The sequence below is a fragment of the Paraburkholderia sp. GW821-FHT02A12 genome (assembly GCF_059422005.1).
In genome coordinates this window covers 2,304,183-2,323,713 of record NZ_JBWKWA010000001.1, presented here as the reverse complement: position 1 = coordinate 2,323,713, position 19,531 = coordinate 2,304,183, and the positions used below count along the sequence as shown (strand labels likewise).

Genomic DNA, 19,531 nt, shown 5'->3' with positions numbered 1-19,531 from the left:
AGCCTTTCGGTTTTAATGAAGGAACTCATGTAAGGGGAAGAGGCGTCAGTCAGCGTGCGGGTGGTCCACCTGAACGATTCCGCGGCGCCAGCCAACTTGTTCCAGTGCTTTCAGCAGTCGGGCGGCGCCGAGCGCGGGAACATGGACGCCTTGGCCATCCATATCGTCAGCAGCAACGAGGGCGTTGAGAATGGCTTCCTCGACCGCTTCCGCAGCCGCGACGAATATCGGCGAAATGAAATCGTGGATGACGCTGTGCACGCTGATGACAGGCTCGATCGCCTTGCCGTAATCCGCCGGCGGTATGCCGCGGTTACCTACCGAGAAGGCGATGAAAATATCGCCACTGGAGTATTCGGTGCCGCCGCCCACGCGGGCCAGTCCAATGCTGGCGCGTCGTGCAACCTGCTCGCACTGATGCGGAAGAAGAGGCGCATCGGTCGCAAGCGTCACCACGATCGACCCCATTCCGGGGACACCCGCCCGACGCCTGTCGAATGGCGACGGCAGATCTCGCAGCACCTCGCCAACCGGATAGCCGGCCACACGCAGCGCTTCGCGACGGCCGTAGTTCGCCTGGACCAGCGCGCCGACGGTCCAGCCGCCGTCCTCTGGTGCGAGCTTGCGCGAGGCTGTTCCGATGCCCCCTTTGAATTCATGACAAATCATGCCGGTCCCGCCGCCAACCGATCCCTCGGCCACCGGTCCGCTGCGAGCCTCGGCCTGCGCCTTGTGAACGTGCGCCGCGGTGACATGCTGCCCCCAGATGTCGTTCAACACCCCGTCGAAGGTTTCCAGCACCACCGGCATGCACCAGTACTGGCTATCGCCGACCCATGCGCGTTCGGCGGCGACCAGTGCATCGCGAACCACGCCGACGCTGTGTGTGTTGGTGTAAGCAATGGGCGTGGTCAGCAAGCCTGATTCGCGTATCCATTCGAGACCGGTGGCATCGCCGTTTCCGTTGAGCACATAACAGCCGGCAAAACATGGGTCGAGCCGTGCGATGCCAGCGCGTGGTTCGATGATTGTCACGCCGGTTCGAATCGAAGCGTCTGCGCGATTTTCGACCAGGGTACGATGACCGACTCTTACGCCTTGCACGTCGGTGATGCTGTTAAACGGACCGGGCGTGCCCTGGCCAACTCGAACACCGATGTCTCTGATACCCATACCTTTCTCCTGTATTGCTCGCTGCGAGCAAGCCTGCCGACGCGCATGCATCGGGGTACTGAGATGGTAGGGTGGGGGACTAGGCGTGAAAATCAGGCCGAAGGGCTACAACGATGGGGCGATCTACCCTCTTAGGGGTAGTAGGGGAAACTGACATGCAGCTTGAAGTAGCGGACGTTGCATTTCATCAGCGGCTCGGACGTCTGGTCGAAAAACTCGAAGACAAACAGTTCTGGCACGCGCTAATAGACCTGTTGCGCAAAGTGGTCCACTTTGACAACTGGGTGGTGGTGATCTTCTGGCCTAACGGGAAACCCCAATTGATTGCGGAGACCCAGTCCCGCACGCCACACGACGAACTGTTCAAAGGGTATTTGAACAGCGTCTATTTGCTGGACCCTTTCTATCAATTCAGCCTGGGCGAGATCAACCCGGGCGTATACTGCCTGGACGAAGTGGCGCCCGACCACTTCCGGGAAACCGAATATTTTCGTCGATATTTTTCGGTGAACGTGCTGGAAGATGAGGTGCAGTTGTTGGCCCCGCTGCCTGCGGGCGGAACGCTGTCTGTGTCGATGGGCAGTGAACGCCGCTTTAACTCGACTGAGATCGGGACCCTCTGCATTTACGGCGCATGGTTGCTTCCGTTGATGTGCCATGCCCTCGCGGCGCAAACAGCCGTGCTCCCCCCGCCGGTGAGTTCAACCGCAGGAGGTGATCGGCGCCTTCACTTCGAACAGGCGTTGCGCAAGCGGTCCAATGCCTCGCTGACCAATCGCGAGATCGAAATCGCGCTGATGATTCTTGCCGGGCATTCGACCAAGAATATGGCAAGGCTACTTGGCATGTCACCTGCCACTGCCAAAGTTCACCGGCGCAATCTTTACAAGAAGCTGAATATCTCATCCCAGGCGACACTATTTCTGCTCATCATGGACGAGGAACCGGAGGCAAGCTGATGCGGACTGATTTTGATCGATAATCTCAAAGAACCGAGCGACTTCGCCAAGCCGATGGCGTCGTTTGAGGTTCAGTCCGAAAAATGGACTTCGATGAAACAGGGGGTCACTCATCACCCTTCGGTTTAGCAGATTGACCGTCTAATATCTGCCGGGGAGCAGACGGTCATTAATTCTGCTCGACCGACCGTTCAGGGTCGACTTCTGCCCTGTCATCCGAGTTGGAAGGCGGGACATGGAGGAGCGGGACTATTGCCTCGCTTGATTAAAACATCCACTATGAATAGTGCTTGTTCAACATTCGGAGACGCAGACGTGGCTATCTACTGGACCCTCAAAAGCATCCCTGAGCTTTCGCAACTCTCATCAAAGGAGCGGCGCTTGACTTGGAGGCAGGCATATCCACGGACATTCCGCCATTGGCAAACCTGGGTTGGTCTGGCTGCTTGCGGTGCGTGTGCATACATTGGTTGCCGTCTGGGGTTTGTCCTTGGTCATCCTGTGCCCGGGGCCGCTATCGGGGGAGGTATAGGCGGGTTCATCTTTTCGCAAGCTTCTATCTACGTTGCGCGGATGCATTACAAAAATATTCTGCTTAAAAGCAATCGATAATTTAAGGCTCGAATGAACGGCTGCTCCTAGTCGTCGCGGCGGGCCGCTTCGGCCAACTTCTTCCCGACCCGGACCGATCAATGGCGACCCACTCCGCCATTTCAACGTCGGACCGGGTTCGTTTAGGGTTGTTCGATGCCTGCCATCGTGCGCAGGAATGTGAGTGTGCCACCACGCCTTGCTGGCAGGCGTCGAACGAGCCTCGATGGAGGAAACCGCGGAGTGCCCCGATGCGGTCGGAGTCCTGGCCGCTATGGCGATTGATAGACCGGGATGGCCAGCAATGTTGATGGATGCGCAGTCAGGTGGGATGCTGGATGCGCGCTGACGCAGTGATGAAGCGGTGCAGTGGCGCAATTGTGATGGCGAAGCGGACGTGCGAGGGACTGAGCGAAGCGGCAGGCGCAAACGTCCGCTCGTGGGCCGCGTTGCCGCAGAGCCGACGGTCGGGTTACACGTGCAGGAGGCGTTGCGCTCATGTCGGGCCTCGTGGCATGGGTGGTGCGCGAATGGGCGCCGTGCGTTCCAGTATCTCGATGACGATCATCGGCGCACCGCAGTGCCAGCAGACGAAGGCGGGGCGGGCTGCAACGACCGCGTCTTGCGGCGGTATGTTGAACTCGGGCACGACGTCCAGCAGTTCACGCACCCTGGCGAGACTGACGCGGCGCACCGGGTTGGCCAGCAACCCGTAGTGACGGATGCGATGGAAGCCGCCGGGCAGCACGTGCAGCAGGAAGCGACGCATGAACTCGCCGGCTTCGAGCGTCATGGTCTTGTAGCGGGTGTGTCCCTTCGCGCGGTAGTCCTTCCAGCGGAAGGTCACGCCGCGCTCATCGAATGCGACCAGGCGCTGGTTGGAGATCGCGACGCGGTGGGTATAGCGTGAGAGGTACTCGAGCACCGCTTCCGGTCCCGCAAACGGGCGCTTGGCGTACACGACCCATTCGCAGGTGCGCAGCGGGGCAAGCCACCGGGCAAAGGCGGCTGGATCCGCGAGCCCCGCATACTCGCCGAAGAACTGCAGCACACCGCGTCGGTGTGCGTCTGCGAGCGCTTCGAGGAAGCGGCGCCGGAACAGGCGTGACAGGACGCGCACCGGCAGGAAGAAGCCGGGCCGGCACGCAATCCACCGCTCACCATCGGGCGACAGGCCACCACCGGGCACGATGCCGTGCACGTGCGGATGATGCGTGAGAGCGGAGCCCCAGGTGTGCAGCACGAGGGTGGCGCCGATCTGTGCGCCCAGGTGCCTGGGGTCTGCCGCGATGGTACGCAGTGTTTCGGCGGCGATATCGAACAGCAGTCCGTAGATCACCCGCTTGTTGTACCAGGCGATCGCGCTGACAGGCGCGGGCAGCGTGAAGACGACGTGGTAGTACTCGACCGGAAGCAGGTCGGCCTGGCGCGCCTCGAGCCAGCGATGTGCGGCACTGGCCTGGCACTTCATGCAGTGCCGGTTGCGGCAGGAGTTGTAGGCGACCTCGATCTGCGAGCAGCCGGAACAGCGCAGCACATGCCCGCCCAGCGCCGCGGTGCGGCACTGTTCGATGGCCGACATGACCTTCAGCTGCCCCAGGCTCAGGTGTGCCGTGGCTCGCCACGCTGGCCCGTGGCTGCGGAAGATGTCCGCAACCTCCAGCATGAGGCGCTACAGCGCGCGGCTTACCCGGCGGGCAGGCGGTCCAGCGGACTGGTCACCTCGTGCAGCAGGTCGGTGGCCACCTGGACGTAGAGCGCGGTGTTCTCGAGCTTGGCGTGGCCGAGCAGGACCTGGATCACGCGGATATCCACCTTCTGTTCGAGCAGGTGTGTCGCGAAACTGTGCCGCAGGGTGTGCATGGAGACGCGCTTGTCGATGTGTGCGGCCTCGGCGGCGGCATGGATGGCGCGGTTCAGCTGGCGCGTGCTGAGCGGGTCGACGGGATCGAGCCCGGGAAAGAGCCACCCGCCCTCCAGCATCCTGCCCTGGGCCCGGGCCACATGCCACCACACGCGCAGGCGCTCGAGCAGCACCGGCGAGAGCATGGCGTAGCGGTCGCGGCGGCCCTTGCCCTGCTCGATGCGCAGCGTCATGCGCTGGCTGTCGATGTCGGTGACCTTCAGGGCCACCACTTCGCTGGCGCGCAGGCCGGCCCCGTACGCGACCGATAGCGCGGTCTGGTGCTTAAGATTCCCCGCTGCCTCGATGAGTCGCCGTACTTCGTCGGGACTGAGCACGACGGGCAGCGTGCGGGGCATGCGCACCGGGTGCATCCTGACCATCAGCTCGGGCCGGTCGAGCGTGACCTCGAAGAAGAACTTCAGGCCGGTAATGGCGTGGTTCAGTGACACGGGCGAGGTGCCTTGATCGACGAGATGCAGCTGGTAGCGCCGCAGGTCCTCGACGGTGGCTGTATCAGGTGAGCGCCCGAGAAACCTGGCAAATTCGCGCACGATGCGCAGATAGGTGTCCTGCGTCTTCGGCGAAAGCTGGCGCATGCGCATGTCGTCGGTCATGCGCTGGCGCAGTGGACTGGCGTTCGTATGGGAGGAGGTCATGATTGGGCTCCTGCTGGAGAACGAGGCGGATTGCCTCATTCGCCAACATACGAAACCGCGCGGCGGACCTCCCATGAACCGCACACGCCGGCCGGAGCCCCCTACCGCGCGAGCGGTTTAGGCAGTATGACTTTCCGTGAGCTAGTGGCTGGCCCGCCGTGAGGAACCAAACGCGGGTTAGCATCACTGCCAGAGCCGCACGATGTGCACAGGGCACACCCCGGCGATTTCCAGCGCGGAGGCCAGCGTGAACCACGATAGCACGGTGTTTGTCGGTCTGGATGTTCACAAGGAGTCGATCACGGTGGCGTACGCGATCGATATGGGCGACGTGGAACTGTTGGGCAAGATCGGAACGCTGAAGGCGGATATCGATCGATTGTGCAAGCGTGTTCAGTCGAAGGCGCGCCATGTCCGCGTTGTCTATGAAGCCGGCCCCTGTGGCTACGGACTCTTCAGGGAACTCGTTGAAAGAGGATTCGACTGCGTAGTATGCGCGCCGTCCCTGATTCCGAAGAAGCCGGGCGAGCGCGTCAAGACGGACCGGCGCGACGCGGTCAAGCTAGTACGCGCACTGCGCGCTGGCGACCTGTCAGCGGTACACGTGCCGGATGTTGAAGATGAGGCATTCCGGGACCTGGCGCGCGCATGGGCGGCAGCGAAAGCAGATCTCAGACAGGCCCGCCAGCGATTGAAGTCCTTCCTTCTATCGCATGGAGTCCGCTACTCAGGTAACGCCAACTGGGGGCCCGCGCACCGGCGATGGATAAGTCTATTTGCATTCCCAAACCACTGGCAACAACTGGCCTTCGACGAGTGCCGTCGCACGATTGAAGACAGGTTTGCGCAATGTGAGCGCCTCGAGGCGACCTTGCGTGAAGCTGTCGTCGGCTGGCGATTTTATCCGGCCATACTTGGTCTGCAGACCATGCGCGGCATACAGTTCATCACCGCCGTGGGCATGCTCTCCGAATTGGGGGACCTCTCCCGCTTCGAGCACCCGCGTCAGTTGATGGCCTGGCTGGGCGTGACGCCCTCAGAACATTCTTCGGGTGAGCGGCGGCGTCAGGGCAGCATCACGAAGAATGGCAACAGCTATGCAAGGAAGCTGCTCGTCGAGGCCGCCTGGAGTTACAGATACCCGGCACGCGTGAGTCCGGAAATTCAGCGCCGACATGAAGGCATTCCCAAACGTATCCTTGACCGTGCCTGGGACGCACAGGTCCGACTCTGCCGCCGATACCGCAAGCTGGCAGCACGAGGCAAGAATGTGAACATCGCTGTCGTCGCCGTCGCACGCGAACTTGCGGGGTTCATCTGGGACATCAGCAAGCTCTCAATGTCGCTCGCCGTAACGCGAAACGGGCAGCCGGCGTAACGCTGAGCTTTGCTACCTAGATTCGACGAGTTTCCTGAAGGCGGCGTAGCCCGGCACCCGAGCAACCCGCGGTTGGACTATGCAACGGACATCATTCGATTTGCGGCTTTAGATAGCGGCAGGCTCAAGGGGCGGACCTCTGTAATGCGGTACCCAACCCGCGAATATCAGTGCGATCCACCGTCGAGACTTACTGCTACGTCGCCTCCAGGAAATTCAGGTGCCTGACAAACGAAAACCGATCCCGATTGACACGGAAAGTCATATCAGTCCTTCGGCCATCTCCAGTCGTTCGTTTGCGCGCTCAGACGGACACTCAAGCGTCGGCTCCGCCCGGATAGCGGACTTTCAGTCGTCACTCGAACTCGCGTCGCCATCGTCTGAATCGGCGAACATTCCAGTCTTACTGACTACGGGCAGCGACTTCTGACAGGTTACGTTGCTCGCTCTTTGCAAGGATCTCGCGAAGGCGAGCGATATTGATAGAGCCACTTGCTAAGTCGATGATGACATTGTGGTCGAGCGTGAGCTTCATAACCCGGACCTACCTCCGACTGGATTCTGAGCACCGAAGGATACGCACTCGCCCACGGCGTGCCGATGCTGCGTCAGTCCACGAAAGGAAGCAGAGCATGACGCTCCAAATCGATGCCCTGCGGGCGCCGGTGCTGGACCACTCCGTGCAGCACGGCCGGTCAGACAACGCGAGTCCCCCGGGGCCTTGCAGATCTTACCCGACCGCTTTGAGCTGGCCATGCTTGCATGGCGACATCTGCGATCGCCTTCAGCTTTTGCGGGCCGCCTCCGTCTCGTGCCTGGACGGCCATTCCGCGGGTCACGGCGCTGTAGAAGGCAGCAAGTGCGGGCACGTCGGTGGCAGGCGGTAAGTCGCCGTCTTCGACCCCCTTGCGCAACCGCTGCGCCATCATCTCTTCAGCGTTTGCGCGGTGCTCGGCCATCGTCTCACGAATAGAAGCGAGTTCGGGGGGCAGGTGAGTGCCGGCCAGAGAGATCATGCAGCCCGATGGGTGGCTGTTTCGAGTGAATTCCACGACGGTAGCATCGAGAAGCTTCTTGAATGCTTCTCGCGTGTCGGCCGTGCCGAACAGTCTGCCAGCGAACCAGACTTCGGACATGCTCAGGTATGCGTCAGTCGCTTCCTTGTAGAGCTGCTCCTTGCTGCCGAACGAGTTATAGAAGCTCGAGGGGCTGATCCCCATGGCCTGGATCAACCGGTCGAAGGAGGCTCCTTCGTATCCCTGCTCCCAGAAGAGCTTCATGGCTCGGTTCAGAGCTTCCGTACGATCAAAGGTTGAGGGCCTGCCGCGGCTGCGCCGGGGTTGCGTATCTTTTTTTGTAGTCATGGCTCCAAAAATAATTGACATGCTGTAGAGATGAACCTATTCTGCCATAACGGAGCGATCGCTCCAATAATCAAATCCTTGCGGAAGGAGTCTGTGATGCAGCGAATTGTTCACACCAACCATGGCGAGCCCGCCGAGGTGCTCACGCTGGAAGCATTTTCCGATGCCCCTTCTCTTGTGAGCGGAGCGGGGCTTGTGCGTGTGTCCGCCGCACCGGTTCATCCGGGCGACTTGCTGGGCGTCTCCGCTTCCCCCGCCTTCGGGGCGGCTCCCCTCATCCCGAGGGGAGGTCGAGTGCCCGGCGTCGAAGGTGTAGGGGTGGTGGAAGCGCTGGCCGCTGACATCGACCCTTCACACCGGATTCAGGTCGGCACACGTGTGGCCTTCTTTCCCGTCAACGGCGCCTGGAGCTCCAGGATCGCCGCGCCTGTCCAGTCGCTGATAGCCGTGCCCGATGAAGTGAGCGATGAGGTCGCAGCGCAGATGTTGGTCAACACGTTGACTGCACGCCTTGCGATGCGGGCTGGTCACAACGCGTTGCCTGAAGACAAGCGCGAAGATGTCACGGTTATTCAGACGGCGGCCAATTCCGCCGTCGGAAAGCTGCTCACTCATCTGCTCGTCGAAGTGGGCGTCAATCCGATCCTGCTCGTCGGCTCCGCGGCGAGCGCGCAAGCGCTTAAAGCTGCTCGCCCCAGCCTTTCTGTCATCGTCACGGAGAACCAGGGCTGGAAGGACGAGCTTCGCGATGCGCTTGCGAACAAGCCCGTCTACGTGGCGTTCGATGGCGTCGGCGGCGCGCTATTGCCCGACGTAGCGAGCTTCCTCGCTCGCGGTGGAACGATCGTTAGCTACGGCTCCCTGGGCGGCGCTACGACGGACATTCGTTCCATCGCCCCTCGAGCGCTGACCATCAAGGGTGTGTCGTTGTTCAGTTGGCAATTCGAACCTGCGGCGGTGCACGATGCAGACGTGGCCAAGGCGCTCGAGCTCGCACGCAACTTCCCGAGCCTTTTCCCCGTAGCGGAACGATATCAGGCGAGCGACTACCTGGGAGCGCTCGAACATACGTACCGCAGGGGAAGGACCGGCATGGTGCTGCTCGCGTTCTAGCGCTACGCGTCCTGCGCAATGTGAGGCGCTCCTCGTCGTGAGGGGCGGCTTGGTAGCGTTCACCCCGGTTTTTGCACGATTTCGAAATGAGCCCCGAGTGCCGAAGTATTGCCTCTCGGCTTTCCAGCTAAGCATCTTATGAAAGGACGTAAGCCATGCGTGCTATCCAGAACACCGCTTTCGGCGACCCCGTCGAGACTTTGAAACTCGTTGACCTTCCGGAGCCGGCCAACCCCGGCCCGGATGAAGTCCTGATCGCGATGGAGTATGCCCCCATCAACGGCAATGACCTGGCCGTCATCACCAATCGCTTCGTCTACTCGACTCCACTGCCCTCGATCGTGGGCAACGAAGGCGTCGGGCGAGTTCTGCAGGTAGGCTCGAATGTCTCCAACGTGAAGGTCGGCGACCGCGTGTTGTCCCCGCTTTATGCGTTGACCTGGCGCGAGCGCCTGGTGATCCCGGCCAAGGGGCTGATTGCGCTGCCTGCCAACGTCGATCCACGTCAACTGGCCATGCTGCGCATCAATCCTCCCACGGCCGTACTTCTGCTCGGGCGCTTCGTTGACCTCAAGGAAGGCGACTGGATCGTGCAAAACGCGGCCAACTCCGGCATCGGCCGCACGGTGATCGCGTTGGCGAAGAAGCGTGGCCTGCGGACCATCAACTTCGTGCGTCGTCCGGAACTGGTCAAGGAACTGGAAGAAGCTGGTGGGGACGTCGTTCTCGTCGATGAGCCAGGCGCCATCGACAAAGCCAGGGCCGCGGTCGGTCCGGGCAACGTCCGTCTGGCCATCGACGGCCTGAGCGGTTCGGCTGCGGTGCGCCTGATCGACGTGCTGTCGCAAAACGGTACGCTGGTGAGCTATGCGTTCACAAGCGGCGAGCTGGTCACGCCGCTCAAGGTCGTGGACCTGCATCTGCGCGGCATCGTCGTGCGCGGCATATACATCGACCTTCCCGAATACCTGCCGTACATCATGGACGCAATCAAGGAGTCTGCCGAACTGATGGCTCGCGGCGAGCTTGACCTGCCTGTGGCTGCCGTCTATCCGCTTGCGGACTACCAGAAGGCCGTCGCTCACGCAATCAAGGGTGGCAAGGTGCTGCTCGACTTGCGCTCATCGAACTGACCTGGCTGTTCTCCCAAGTGCCGTGCTCCTGGACGAGCATGGCTTCGTTGACTTACGTTGCCGCTGAGGTGTCGAAATGAAGATTGGTTTTATTGGAGCCGGTGCTGTAGCGCAGTCCATCGCCAGGAGTGCCATTCAAGCAGGACATGAGGTTGTCTTGAGCGCTCGTCGTGGGCCGCAGGCTTTGGGCGATATCGTGGCCGGACTCGGTCCGAACGCGTCGGCAGATACGGTCCAGGAGGTGGCCCGGCTCGAGCTGGTCATGCTCGCCGTTCCATGGCTTCAAGTCCCGTCGGCCCTGGATGGGCTGCCCAATTGGGCGGGTCGCATTTTGGTGGATACCACCAACCCTTTTACGCAACTCGAGCCTGAGCTCGTTCTGGCGGACTTGGGGGGCACGGGCGCCAGCGAGATCGTCGCGGCACACGCGCCAGAGGCTCGCGTCGTCAAGGCGTTCAATGCTATCCGCATGGAGCACTACGACAAGGGCCCGAAGTTTCATGACGGAAAGCGCGTCATCTTCGTCTCCGGTGACGACAAGGACGCAAAGGCGGTGGTGATCGGACTCGTCAACGATTTTGGCTACGCACCAGTGGATCTTGGCGGTCTGGTTTCGGGCGGTCGCATGCAGCAAGCGGGTGGTCCGATTGCTGGCCACGACTGGGTCGTCGCATAGGACTGCAAGGTATGCAAACCAATGTCGCGTTATTTCGGGAAGCAGAGCGGCTGGATGTCCGGCTGTCTTTGTGATCTGCCGTTGGCGGGACGCCACTTCGAACGTCGGCAACGGGTCGATTGCAGTCATACGACGCCCGGGCCTAGTGTCCTGAGTTAGAAATTCATTGAAAGATGTCAATCCCGTACTAAAGTGTCTTGTGTGGCACTTGATACGGGAGGTAACGATGAGCGGACGGCCCAAAGGAGAACTCGTGCTGAGCGAATCGGAACGCGAACAACTGCAAGCGCTGACGATGCGACGCAAGACGGCACAGGCCCTGGCATTGCGGGCGCGCATCGTACTGGCTTGTGCCGATGGTATGGATAACAAGACAGTTGCGGCGAAACAGCGGGTCACTCAGCAAACGGTTTCGAAGTGGCGGGCGCGGTTCGTGATCCACCGTCTGGACGGACTGCTTGATGCGCCTCGGCCCGGCGCGCCGAGAACGATCGATGACGCGCGCGTCGATGCTGTCATTGCGAAGACGCTCGAGTCCGTTCCTGTCGGAGCTACTCACTGGAGCACGCGCACGATGGCTCATGAGATGAAATTGTCGCAGACCGCAGTCACGCGAATCTGGCGTGCTTTTGGTTTGCAACCGCATCGGCAGGAAACGTTCAAGCTCTCCAGCGATCCGATGTTCGTCGACAAGGTGCGAGATATCGTCGGGCTTTATCTGGATCCGCCGCTCAAGGCCATGGTGCTGTGCGTGGACGAGAAGAGCCAGATTCAGGCGCTGGACCGCACGCAACCCATATTGCCACTGGCACCCGGCATCGCTGAGCGACGCACGCATGATTACATGCGCCACGGCACGACCACGCTGTTCGCTGCGCTGGACATTGCTACTGGTGAAGTGATCGGGGAGGTACATCGGCGCCATCGCAGCAGCGAATTCCTGCGCTTTCTGCGTACCATCGAAGCCAGCGTGCCATCCGGTCTGGATGTGCATCTGGTGATGGACAACTATGGGACGCACAAAACACCCTCGATCAAAGCCTGGTTCGCTCGCCATCCTCGCTTCCATGTTCACTTCACGCCCACTTCGGCGTCCTGGCTTAATCAGGTCGAACGCTGGTTCGCCACGCTCACTGAAAAATACCTTCGACGCGGCACGCATCGATCGACACGTCAGCTCGAAGACGCGATTCGTCATTACCTGGACACCTATAACGCTAATCCCCAGCCGTTTGCCTGGAGCAAGTCGGCTGACGAGATCCTGGCCAGCCTCGAACGGTTTTGTGTGCGGGTTCGTAAGGCCGCGGGAGTAGCACCATGAAAATCAATACCGATGCAATTGATGAAGTCGCCCTGGCACTCCTCTACCTGACCCTGCATGATCGATACCGCGCATGGAAGGGTTTCGACTGGGATGTGCTAAATCGGCTCTACGAACGCGGCTTCATTGATGATCCGGTCAACAAGACGAAATCCGTGATCTTTACCGAAGAAGGGTTGCGCGAGTCCGAGCGGCTTTTTAATCAGCATTTCGTCATTTCGGATAGAGCGGAAGATTGATTCAACGAACTTCTAACTCAGGACACTAGATGATTTTCAATCGATGGACCTACATCTCAAATCGCGAGCGCTGGACGGTTCGAAAAACTGCCAGTAAAGGGGTGCGGCTCACTGATGGAACCATACTGAAATCCCAGTAATAGACGGAATACGGGCTGGAACATTGTCCGACGCGAAAGCGGGCAGACTTGCGCGCGGTCATTCATGGCGAGAGAACATTGACCAATCGTTATACAAGGGAAGCCGGCACTGAAAGTAGTTTGATCGGTCGTAGTAGCCAGCCAGAAGTAATGGCAAGGGCAATGGACGCGGCAACGCAGCGCCTGCGCGAACTCGGTGCAACGCTCACTGACGGCAAGGGCAAGGCGACGCTCGATGAACTGCGTCCGGATCTCGATCCGCAGGGGTATGCTGCACGGGCAGTGGCTTGTGCATAGGGCCCGAATCGTCAGCGGCTGTTGCGGCATCGGACCGGAGCATATCGCACAACTGCACCGCGTGCTGGACGTACGCCAACAGGGACGCCCTCAGGATTCGGACGAAAACGTGCGCCAGCTGACCAGAAAGAAGGCCTTATTGGGCAAGGACGTGATCTTATCCGCGAAACTGCGAGCCAAACCCCGACCGTTCACCCTCCCGACTATTAGCTCATAGGTCCCTTAACCGACAAAAGCGCGTCTATCTCTGTCATAACGTTCGGCGGCAATGGGCCATAAGATAGTGCGCCTAAGTTTTCTATCACCTGCTTGGGCGTTCTGAAACCAGGAATCGGAATGGTGGTGTCGCTTCGAGCCCATATCCAGCACAAGGCGCCTTGGGCAAGGCTGCGTCCACCAATCGTCAGCAAGTCACGGACCGCATCCAGGCGGCGAGCAAAATCTGGATGTGGACGTCCATTGGCAAAATAGGGCAGCCACGCTGGTGGCGTGGCGCGCACATCCGCACCACGAACCTCAATGGAATCATCGAATTTGGCAGTCAGAAGACCCATGGCAAGAGGAGAGCGATTGAGGCTCAGCAAACCTTCTGCTTTACACAGGTTCGTCATTTCGACTGCGGGCTGGAATAGATTCAGTGTGTATTGAACGGCGATAAATCCTGAGCGTCCGACCCAGCGAGCTGCTTGCGTAGGCTGGTCCGTACTCCAACCAAATGCATCAATTTTCCCCTCTGCGCAGAGATCCTGCAGCGTATCGACTACCGACCCGGCCATGTCACCAGGGTCATCGACATGTAATTGGTAAAGCCCAATCCGTTCACTGCCCAAACGCGTCAGCGATGCCTCAACCGCCCAGCGGATGTATTCTGCCGATAGATTGGTACCAGTAAGCATTCGCGTCTCACTATCATACGTATTCCCGAATTTTGTGGCGATTATGGCGTCGGGCCGACCTTTTAGTGCCCGGCCGAGGATTGTTTCCGAGTGGCCCGTACCATACGCATCGGAGGTGTCGAATAAACGGACGCCAGCATCGTAGGCGGCATGGATTGCGCGAATTGAAACGTTATCGTCAATCTCACCCCATCCCAACGGCTGATCGCCCGCAAAGAATGGCCCGCCAATCGCCCAGCATCCAAGCCCTAGCGCGGGAACTGAGGCGCCCGTCCATAATTTTCGCGTCGTCATCGAATTGCCTTTCGTGTTGTTGCGTTGAGTTGTGGTGAACAACCGAGGGGTTCCTTGATTTTGATGCCGGCGCTTTGCCTGAACACCCAACGCTTCAAAACAACCGCAACAACCCATCCAGTCCAACATGGTTGAACGCCACGCTGGCCGCTTCGCACACCACCGGCTTCGCGCGGAACGCCACCGATAGGCCCGCCTCGGCCATCATCTTCAGATCGTTCGAACCATCGCCCATCGCGATCGCGCGGGCCGGCTCGATGCCTAGTTGGGCGCAAGTCTCGCGCAGCGTGCGCGCTTTCACGTCGGCGTTGACGATCTCGCCGATCACCTTGCCGGTCAGCTTCCCGTCAACGATTTCGAGCGTATTGGCGCGTGTGAAGTCCAGACCGAGTCGGGCCTTCAGCTTCTCGGTGAAAAACGTAAATCCGCCCGACACCAGCAGCGTTTTCAAACCGGCTGCCTGCGCGCCGGCCAGCATCTGTTCCGCCCCCGGCGAGAGTTGCAGGCGTTCTTCATAAACGCGTTCGAGCGCGCCGGCGTCGAGTCCCTTGAGCAGCGCCACGCGGCGCGTCAGACTTTCGTTGAAATCCTTGATTTCGCCGCGCATCGAAGCTTCGGTGATGGCGGCCACTTCGGCCTTTAGCCCGCAGAAATCGGCAATTTCGTCGATGCATTCGATCGTGATCAGCGTCGAATCCATGTCCATCGCAACCAGCCCGAAATCGCGCAGCTGGCGGCCTGCTTCGACAAACGCGTAGTCCAGTTGATGGGTGCCGCAATAGACCTCGAGGTCGGCGCGCTGCGTAACGCTGGCTTCGGCGATGCGAATCGCGTTCGCGTCGATGATGCTGGCGTGCGAGCCGCGCGCGAGGGCGACGAGCGTTTTGTGGTGGTCGGCGGACAGGGGCGCGGGGCTTTGGATGACGAGGTTCATGGACGACGCAGCAGTAACGCAGGAAAGGGCACGCGCGGCGCGCGCGGAAAATCCCGCTATTGTAACGGTTCGGCGGCACGCAACCGTCGGGCAAACCGTGCGCAACCCGCGCGTGCAATCCGGGCCTGCAACCCGCGTGCAACCATCAGACGCGCGGTTCATACTGGCGCATCGAACGATGATCCGCCGCGGCATACGCGGGTGCGCAAGCTGATCGCCGGCGCGCTGACGGCGCGCACGATCGCGGCGATGGAGCCGGGCCTGGTCCGCCTCGTCGACGGCTTGCTCGACACCGCCGCTGCGCGCGGCCGGATCGACCTGATCGGCGAATTCGCGTCGGCGCTTCCGCTGGAGATCATCGGCAATCTGCTGAATGTGCCGCATGCCGAGCGCGAGCCGTTGCGGGGCTGGTCGCTGGCGATTCTCGGCGCGCTCGAGCCGTCGCGGACCGACGCGCAGTTCGAGCGCGGCAACCGCGCGGTTAGCGAATTGCAACTGTTCGAGGCGTCGGCGCCCCTGCCGCCGACGAGCCGGCACGCCGTATTTTTTGCCGACATGACGCAAGACTTACAGCCGATGCCCTGAGCGGCAAGCACGCCGTCACGCCGCCCGTCGCGCGGAACTGCGTGGCACGCTTGCTGCTTGACCGAAGGATTCAGGACTTGGGGAGCGCACGATGGCACACATGATCTGGAAGGGCGCAATCAGCTTCGGCCTCGTCCACATACCAGTGCAACTGTACCCGGCGACGCACTCGGAGAAGGTCGGCTTCAATCTGCTCGACAAGCGCTCGATCGATCCGGTCGGCTACAAGCAGATTAACAAGCGCACCGGCAAAGAAGTCGCGCGCGAGAACATCGTGCGCGGCTTCGAATACGAAAAGGACAAGTACGTCGTGCTGTCCGATGAGGAGATCCGCGCGGCGAATCCCGAGTCCACGCAGACGGTCGATATCCTCGCATTCGTCGATGCGCCCGAGATCTCGTTTCTCTATCTCGACACGCCGTACTTCCTCACGCCGGACCGCAACGGCGAAAAGGTGTATGCGCTGCTGCGCGAGGCGATGAAGTCGTCGGGCAAGGCGGGCGTGGCGAGCGTCGTGCTGCATAACAAGCAGCATCTCGCGGTCTTGATCCCGGTCGGTCCGGTGCTGGCGTTGAATACGCTGCGCTGGGCCGCCGAAGTGCGCGACTTCGACGAATTCAAGCTGCCCGCCGAAGATCCGAAGAAAGCCGGCTTCACCGCGCGCGAGCTCGACATGGCGAAAAAGCTGATCGACGACATGAGCGACACGTGGGACCCGGCGACGTATCACGACACGTTCCGCGACGACATCATGGCGCTGGTCGATCGCAAGATCCGCGCGGGCAAGACTGAGGAAATCCCCGAGGTCGAAGTGCCACAGGCGTCGCGTCAATCCGCCGATATTCTCGATCTGTCGGACCTGCTCAAGCGCAGCCTCGGCCGCGGCAAAGGCAAGCCGACGGCGGGCGGGCGCAAGAATGCGGTGGACGATGAGGACGACGCGGAAGCCACCGCACCGGCGCGCAAGAAGCCGCGCACGGCGAGCACGCCCCGCAGCGGCGGCAGCGGCAGCGGTAGCGGTAGCGGCGGCAAGACCACTCCGGCGGCGCGCAAACGACGCGCGGCCGCTTGACGGGGAACCCGGGCAGCCGCGCGGATAACCCCGTGCCACTTTGCCCGGCGACGAGTTCACCGCCATGAACGACAGACTCGATCTCTATAACCGCAAGCGCCGTTTTGACGAAACGCCGGAACCGTCCGGCGCAACCGCGCGCAAGAAAGCAAGCCGGACAACCACTGCGCGTGAATCGAAGCAGGGTCTGTCGTATGTGATCCAGGAGCACGATGCGCGGCGCCTGCATTACGACTTCCGGCTCGAACTGAACGGCACGTTGCTATCCTGGGCAGTGCCCAAAGGGCCGAGCCTCGACCCGTCGGTGAAGCGGCTCGCGGTGCATGTCGAAGATCATCCAGTCGAATACGGCTCTTTCGAGGGCGAGATTCCGCCTGGCAACTATGGCGCGGGCACCGTGATCGTGTGGGATCGCGGCACATGGGAACCGGTTGGCGGCGCGGCGGAAGCGGCCAGATCCTACAAGACCGGCAAGCTCAAGTTCGAACTCTTCGGCGAGAAGCTGCATGGCGGCTGGACGCTGGTGCGCAGTCATATGCGCGGCAGCGGTGATAAGGAGCAATGGCTGCTGATCAAGGAACGCGACGACGAAGCCCGCGACGAAAACGAATACGACGTGCTGAAGGAGCGGCCGGGCAGCGTGCTCGGTGGCGGCGCGTCGGCGGGCAAAGGTGCCAGGCCCTTGGCGAGGAAAGCCGCGAACAAGCTGGCAACGAGCGCAAAGACCGCCGGCACGAAGGGCGCGAAGACTGCTTCAGCGCACCGCGCCGACCCGAAAAAAACCGATCTCGTCACGACGCGCAGCACGCAGTCGCTGCGCGAGCTGGCCGTGTCGCCGTCGATCGAGGGCGCGGTCAAAGGCGCGTTGCCCGCCACGTTCGAACCGCAACTGGCGACGCTCGTCGATGCCGTGCCGCCCGGCGAAAACTGGTCGTACGAAATCAAGTTCGACGGCTACCGCGTGCTGACGCGCATCGACCGTCCGGCGAGCGACAAGGTGAAGAGAACGGCGAAGGGAAAAGCGAAGGGAAAAGCGAGGGGAAAAGCGAAGAGCAACGCAGTGAAGGTGTTCACGCGTGCCGGCAACGACTGGACCGCGAAATTCAGCAAACAGGTCAAGGCGTTCGAACAACTCGACATCGAGCGCGCGTGGCTCGACGGCGAAGCGGTGGTGCTCGATAAAAATGGCGTGCCGAGTTTTCAGGCGCTGCAAAACGCGTTCGACGCCAACCGCCCGCAGGACATCGTCATCTATCTGTTCGACATCCCGTTTCTGAACGGCTATGACTTGCGCGGCGTGCCACTCGAACAACGCCGCGCGATCCTGCGCGCGCTGATGGAAGACGTCGACGACAGCGTGCTGCGCTTCTCGAACGACTTCGGCTACACCGCCGACGATCTGCTGAAGAGCGCCTGCGACGCGGGGCTCGAAGGCATCATCGGCAAGCGGCGCGACAGCGGCTATACCTCCGGGCGCACGTCCGCGTGGATCAAATTGAAGTGCCGGCAGCGTCAGGAGTTTGTGATCGGCGGCTATTCGGAGCCGTCGGGCAGCCGCGCCGCATTCGGCGCGCTGCTGCTCGGAGTCTACGACGGGGACGGCGAATTGGAATACGCCGGGCGCGTCGGCACCGGCTTCGACGCCGCGTCGCTGCGTTCAATCAGGAACAAGCTCGACGCGCTCGAAACCCAACGCATGCCGTTCGCCGCTGAGCCGCGCGAACGCAGCCGCACGTCGGTGCATTGGGTCAAGCCGGAACTCGTCTGCGAATGCAATTTCGCCGAATGGACCAGCGAGCGCATCGTGCGGCAGGCGTCGTTCGTCAGTCTGCGCAGCGACAAACCGGCACGGCAGATCGTCCAGGAAGCACCCCGTCAAGGAACCGACGTGCAACAGCAAACCGATATCGCGTCCGAAGTCGCCGGCGTGCGCGTGTCCCATCCCGACCGCGTGATCGACAGGAGCACCGGCACACGCAAGATCGATCTCGTCCGGTACTACGAATCGGTCGCCGGCTGGATGCTGCCGCATCTGCAGGACCGGCCCGTGTCGCTGGTGCGCGCGCCAGAGGATATCGGCGGCGAACTGTTCTTTCAGAAGCACAGCCAGAAGCTGGCGATTCCGAACGTCACGCAGCATCCCGGACTGGACCCCGGACATCCGCCGCTGATTACCGTCGATACGCTCGAGGCGTTGGTCGGCGCCGCGCAAATGGGCACGATCGAATTTCATACGTGGAACGGCGTGGCGTCGAAGCTCGACAAGCCCGATCGCATGGTGTTCGATCTCGACCCCGACGCGTCGCTCGGCTGGGACAGGATGATCGAGGCGGCGCAACTGACGCGCTCGCTGCTTGAGGAACTTGGCCTGACGTCGTTCTGCAAGACAAGCGGCGGCAAAGGGCTGCATGTGGTCGTGCCGCTCGCGAGGCAGGCGGACTGGGACGAAGTGAAGGCGTTCTCGCAGGCCGTCGCGCAGCACATGGCGGCGATGCTGCCTAAGTACTTCAGTGCCAGGATGGGTGCGCAAAATCGCAAGCAGAAAATCTTCGTCGATTATCTGCGCAATAACCGCGGCTCGAGCACGGTCGCCGCGTTCTCGGCGCGCGCCCGGCCGGGGCTGGGCGTTTCGGTGCCGCTCGCGTGGGACGAGGTCGCCGCGACCACCGGTGGCGCTCAATGGAACATCGAGAACCTGCACGAGCGGCTCGCGGACCTCGAACGCGACCCCTGGGCAGACTATGCGAAGTCGCGTCAGCGCATCACGGCGACGATGAAAAAACGTCTGGACGGAGCGGAGTGAG

Annotated in this window: 18 protein-coding genes and 1 pseudogene; 12 read left to right on the top strand and 7 right to left on the bottom strand. The window is 61.3% G+C overall.

Annotated elements, in window-relative coordinates; all coding sequences use genetic code 11:
• Positions 1-45 precede the first annotated feature (45 nt).
• Positions 46-1,173: a DmpA family aminopeptidase gene (locus AC07WT_RS10485; RefSeq protein ID WP_494947042.1), complete on the bottom strand. Its 1,128-nt coding sequence runs from the start codon at positions 1,171-1,173 to the stop codon at positions 46-48.
• 155 nt (positions 1,174-1,328) lie between these two features.
• Here AC07WT_RS10485 and AC07WT_RS10480 point away from each other — a divergent pair, with 155 nt between their 5' ends.
• Entirely contained in the window at positions 1,329-2,132 is an 804-nt protein-coding gene (locus AC07WT_RS10480) for a helix-turn-helix transcriptional regulator (protein ID WP_494947041.1), read from the top strand.
• A gap of 1,087 nt (positions 2,133-3,219) precedes the next feature.
• On the opposite strand, the gene AC07WT_RS10475 is transcribed toward AC07WT_RS10480, so the two are convergent.
• Both AC07WT_RS10475 and AC07WT_RS10470 read right to left on the bottom strand, forming a co-directional pair.
• Positions 3,220-4,389, bottom strand: coding sequence for an IS91 family transposase (locus tag AC07WT_RS10475; RefSeq protein WP_494947040.1), 1,170 nt, complete (start codon positions 4,387-4,389; stop codon positions 3,220-3,222).
• A gap of 20 nt (positions 4,390-4,409) precedes the next feature.
• The gene (locus AC07WT_RS10470; protein WP_494947039.1) at positions 4,410-5,285 is read right to left on the bottom strand and encodes a tyrosine-type recombinase/integrase; all 876 of its coding nucleotides are present in this window, start codon (positions 5,283-5,285) and stop codon (positions 4,410-4,412) included.
• Positions 5,286-5,532: 247 nt separating this feature from the next.
• On the opposite strand from AC07WT_RS10470, the gene AC07WT_RS10465 reads away from it, so the two are divergent.
• Complete coding sequence (locus tag AC07WT_RS10465; protein ID WP_494947038.1) at positions 5,533-6,663, top strand: IS110 family RNA-guided transposase; 1,131 nt, start codon at positions 5,533-5,535, stop codon at positions 6,661-6,663.
• A 403-nt stretch (positions 6,664-7,066) separates the two neighbouring features.
• On the opposite strand, the gene AC07WT_RS10460 is transcribed toward AC07WT_RS10465, so the two are convergent.
• Positions 7,067-7,198: a hypothetical protein gene (locus tag AC07WT_RS10460; protein WP_454743288.1), complete on the bottom strand. Its 132-nt coding sequence runs from the start codon at positions 7,196-7,198 to the stop codon at positions 7,067-7,069.
• Positions 7,199-7,358: 160 nt separating this feature from the next.
• Complete coding sequence (locus AC07WT_RS10455; RefSeq protein ID WP_492591458.1) at positions 7,359-7,943, bottom strand: TetR/AcrR family transcriptional regulator; 585 nt, start codon at positions 7,941-7,943, stop codon at positions 7,359-7,361.
• Positions 7,944-8,123: 180 nt separating this feature from the next.
• Here AC07WT_RS10455 and AC07WT_RS10450 point away from each other — a divergent pair, with 180 nt between their 5' ends.
• The 7 genes from AC07WT_RS10450 to AC07WT_RS10420 all read left to right on the top strand — a co-directional run bounded on the left by AC07WT_RS10450 (position 8,124) and on the right by AC07WT_RS10420 (position 13,163).
• The gene (locus AC07WT_RS10450; protein WP_494947037.1) at positions 8,124-9,140 is read left to right on the top strand and encodes a zinc-binding dehydrogenase; all 1,017 of its coding nucleotides are present in this window, start codon (positions 8,124-8,126) and stop codon (positions 9,138-9,140) included.
• Positions 9,141-9,295: 155 nt separating this feature from the next.
• Positions 9,296-10,273, top strand: a complete 978-nt coding sequence (locus AC07WT_RS10445; protein ID WP_494947036.1) for a zinc-dependent alcohol dehydrogenase family protein — start codon at positions 9,296-9,298, stop codon at positions 10,271-10,273.
• A gap of 76 nt (positions 10,274-10,349) precedes the next feature.
• On the top strand, positions 10,350-10,949 hold the full coding sequence (locus AC07WT_RS10440; protein WP_266238688.1) for an NADPH-dependent F420 reductase: 600 nt from the start codon (positions 10,350-10,352) through the stop codon (positions 10,947-10,949).
• Positions 10,950-11,175: 226 nt separating this feature from the next.
• On the top strand, positions 11,176-12,270 hold the full coding sequence (locus AC07WT_RS10435; protein WP_492596519.1) for an IS630 family transposase: 1,095 nt from the start codon (positions 11,176-11,178) through the stop codon (positions 12,268-12,270).
• On the top strand, positions 12,267-12,509 hold the full coding sequence (locus AC07WT_RS10430; RefSeq protein ID WP_429259590.1) for a DUF6429 family protein: 243 nt from the start codon (positions 12,267-12,269) through the stop codon (positions 12,507-12,509). Before AC07WT_RS10435 ends, AC07WT_RS10430 begins: the two co-directional genes overlap by 4 nt.
• A gap of 302 nt (positions 12,510-12,811) precedes the next feature.
• On the top strand, positions 12,812-12,946 hold the full coding sequence (locus AC07WT_RS10425; RefSeq protein ID WP_494948464.1) for a hypothetical protein: 135 nt from the start codon (positions 12,812-12,814) through the stop codon (positions 12,944-12,946).
• Positions 12,885-13,163 carry a homocysteine S-methyltransferase family protein gene (locus tag AC07WT_RS10420; RefSeq protein ID WP_494947035.1) on the top strand — a complete coding sequence of 93 codons (279 nt, stop codon included), beginning with the start codon at positions 12,885-12,887 and terminating at the stop codon, positions 13,161-13,163. Before AC07WT_RS10425 ends, AC07WT_RS10420 begins: the two co-directional genes overlap by 62 nt.
• Here AC07WT_RS10420 and AC07WT_RS10415 read toward each other — a convergent pair.
• Positions 13,153-14,265, bottom strand: coding sequence for an aldo/keto reductase (locus tag AC07WT_RS10415; RefSeq protein WP_494947034.1), 1,113 nt, complete (start codon positions 14,263-14,265; stop codon positions 13,153-13,155). The genes AC07WT_RS10420 and AC07WT_RS10415 overlap by 11 nt on opposite strands.
• Positions 14,231-15,070 carry a phosphoserine phosphatase SerB gene (gene serB / locus AC07WT_RS10410; protein ID WP_494947033.1) on the bottom strand — a complete coding sequence of 280 codons (840 nt, stop codon included), beginning with the start codon at positions 15,068-15,070 and terminating at the stop codon, positions 14,231-14,233. The genes AC07WT_RS10415 and serB overlap by 35 nt, the downstream gene beginning before the upstream one ends.
• A 177-nt stretch (positions 15,071-15,247) precedes the next feature.
• Here serB and AC07WT_RS10405 point away from each other — a divergent pair.
• The 3 genes and pseudogenes from AC07WT_RS10405 to ligD form a co-directional block, all read left to right on the top strand.
• A pseudogene (locus AC07WT_RS10405) lies at positions 15,248-15,559 on the top strand (cytochrome P450); the annotation flags it as partial.
• Positions 15,560-15,746: 187 nt separating this feature from the next.
• Positions 15,747-16,727 (top strand): non-homologous end joining protein Ku, encoded by a 981-nt coding sequence (gene ku / locus AC07WT_RS10400; RefSeq protein WP_494947032.1) that lies wholly within the window; start codon positions 15,747-15,749, stop codon positions 16,725-16,727.
• A gap of 64 nt (positions 16,728-16,791) precedes the next feature.
• On the top strand, positions 16,792-19,530 hold the full coding sequence (gene ligD, locus AC07WT_RS10395) for a DNA ligase D (protein WP_494947031.1): 2,739 nt from the start codon (positions 16,792-16,794) through the stop codon (positions 19,528-19,530).
• Position 19,531: the final 1 nt, after the last annotated feature.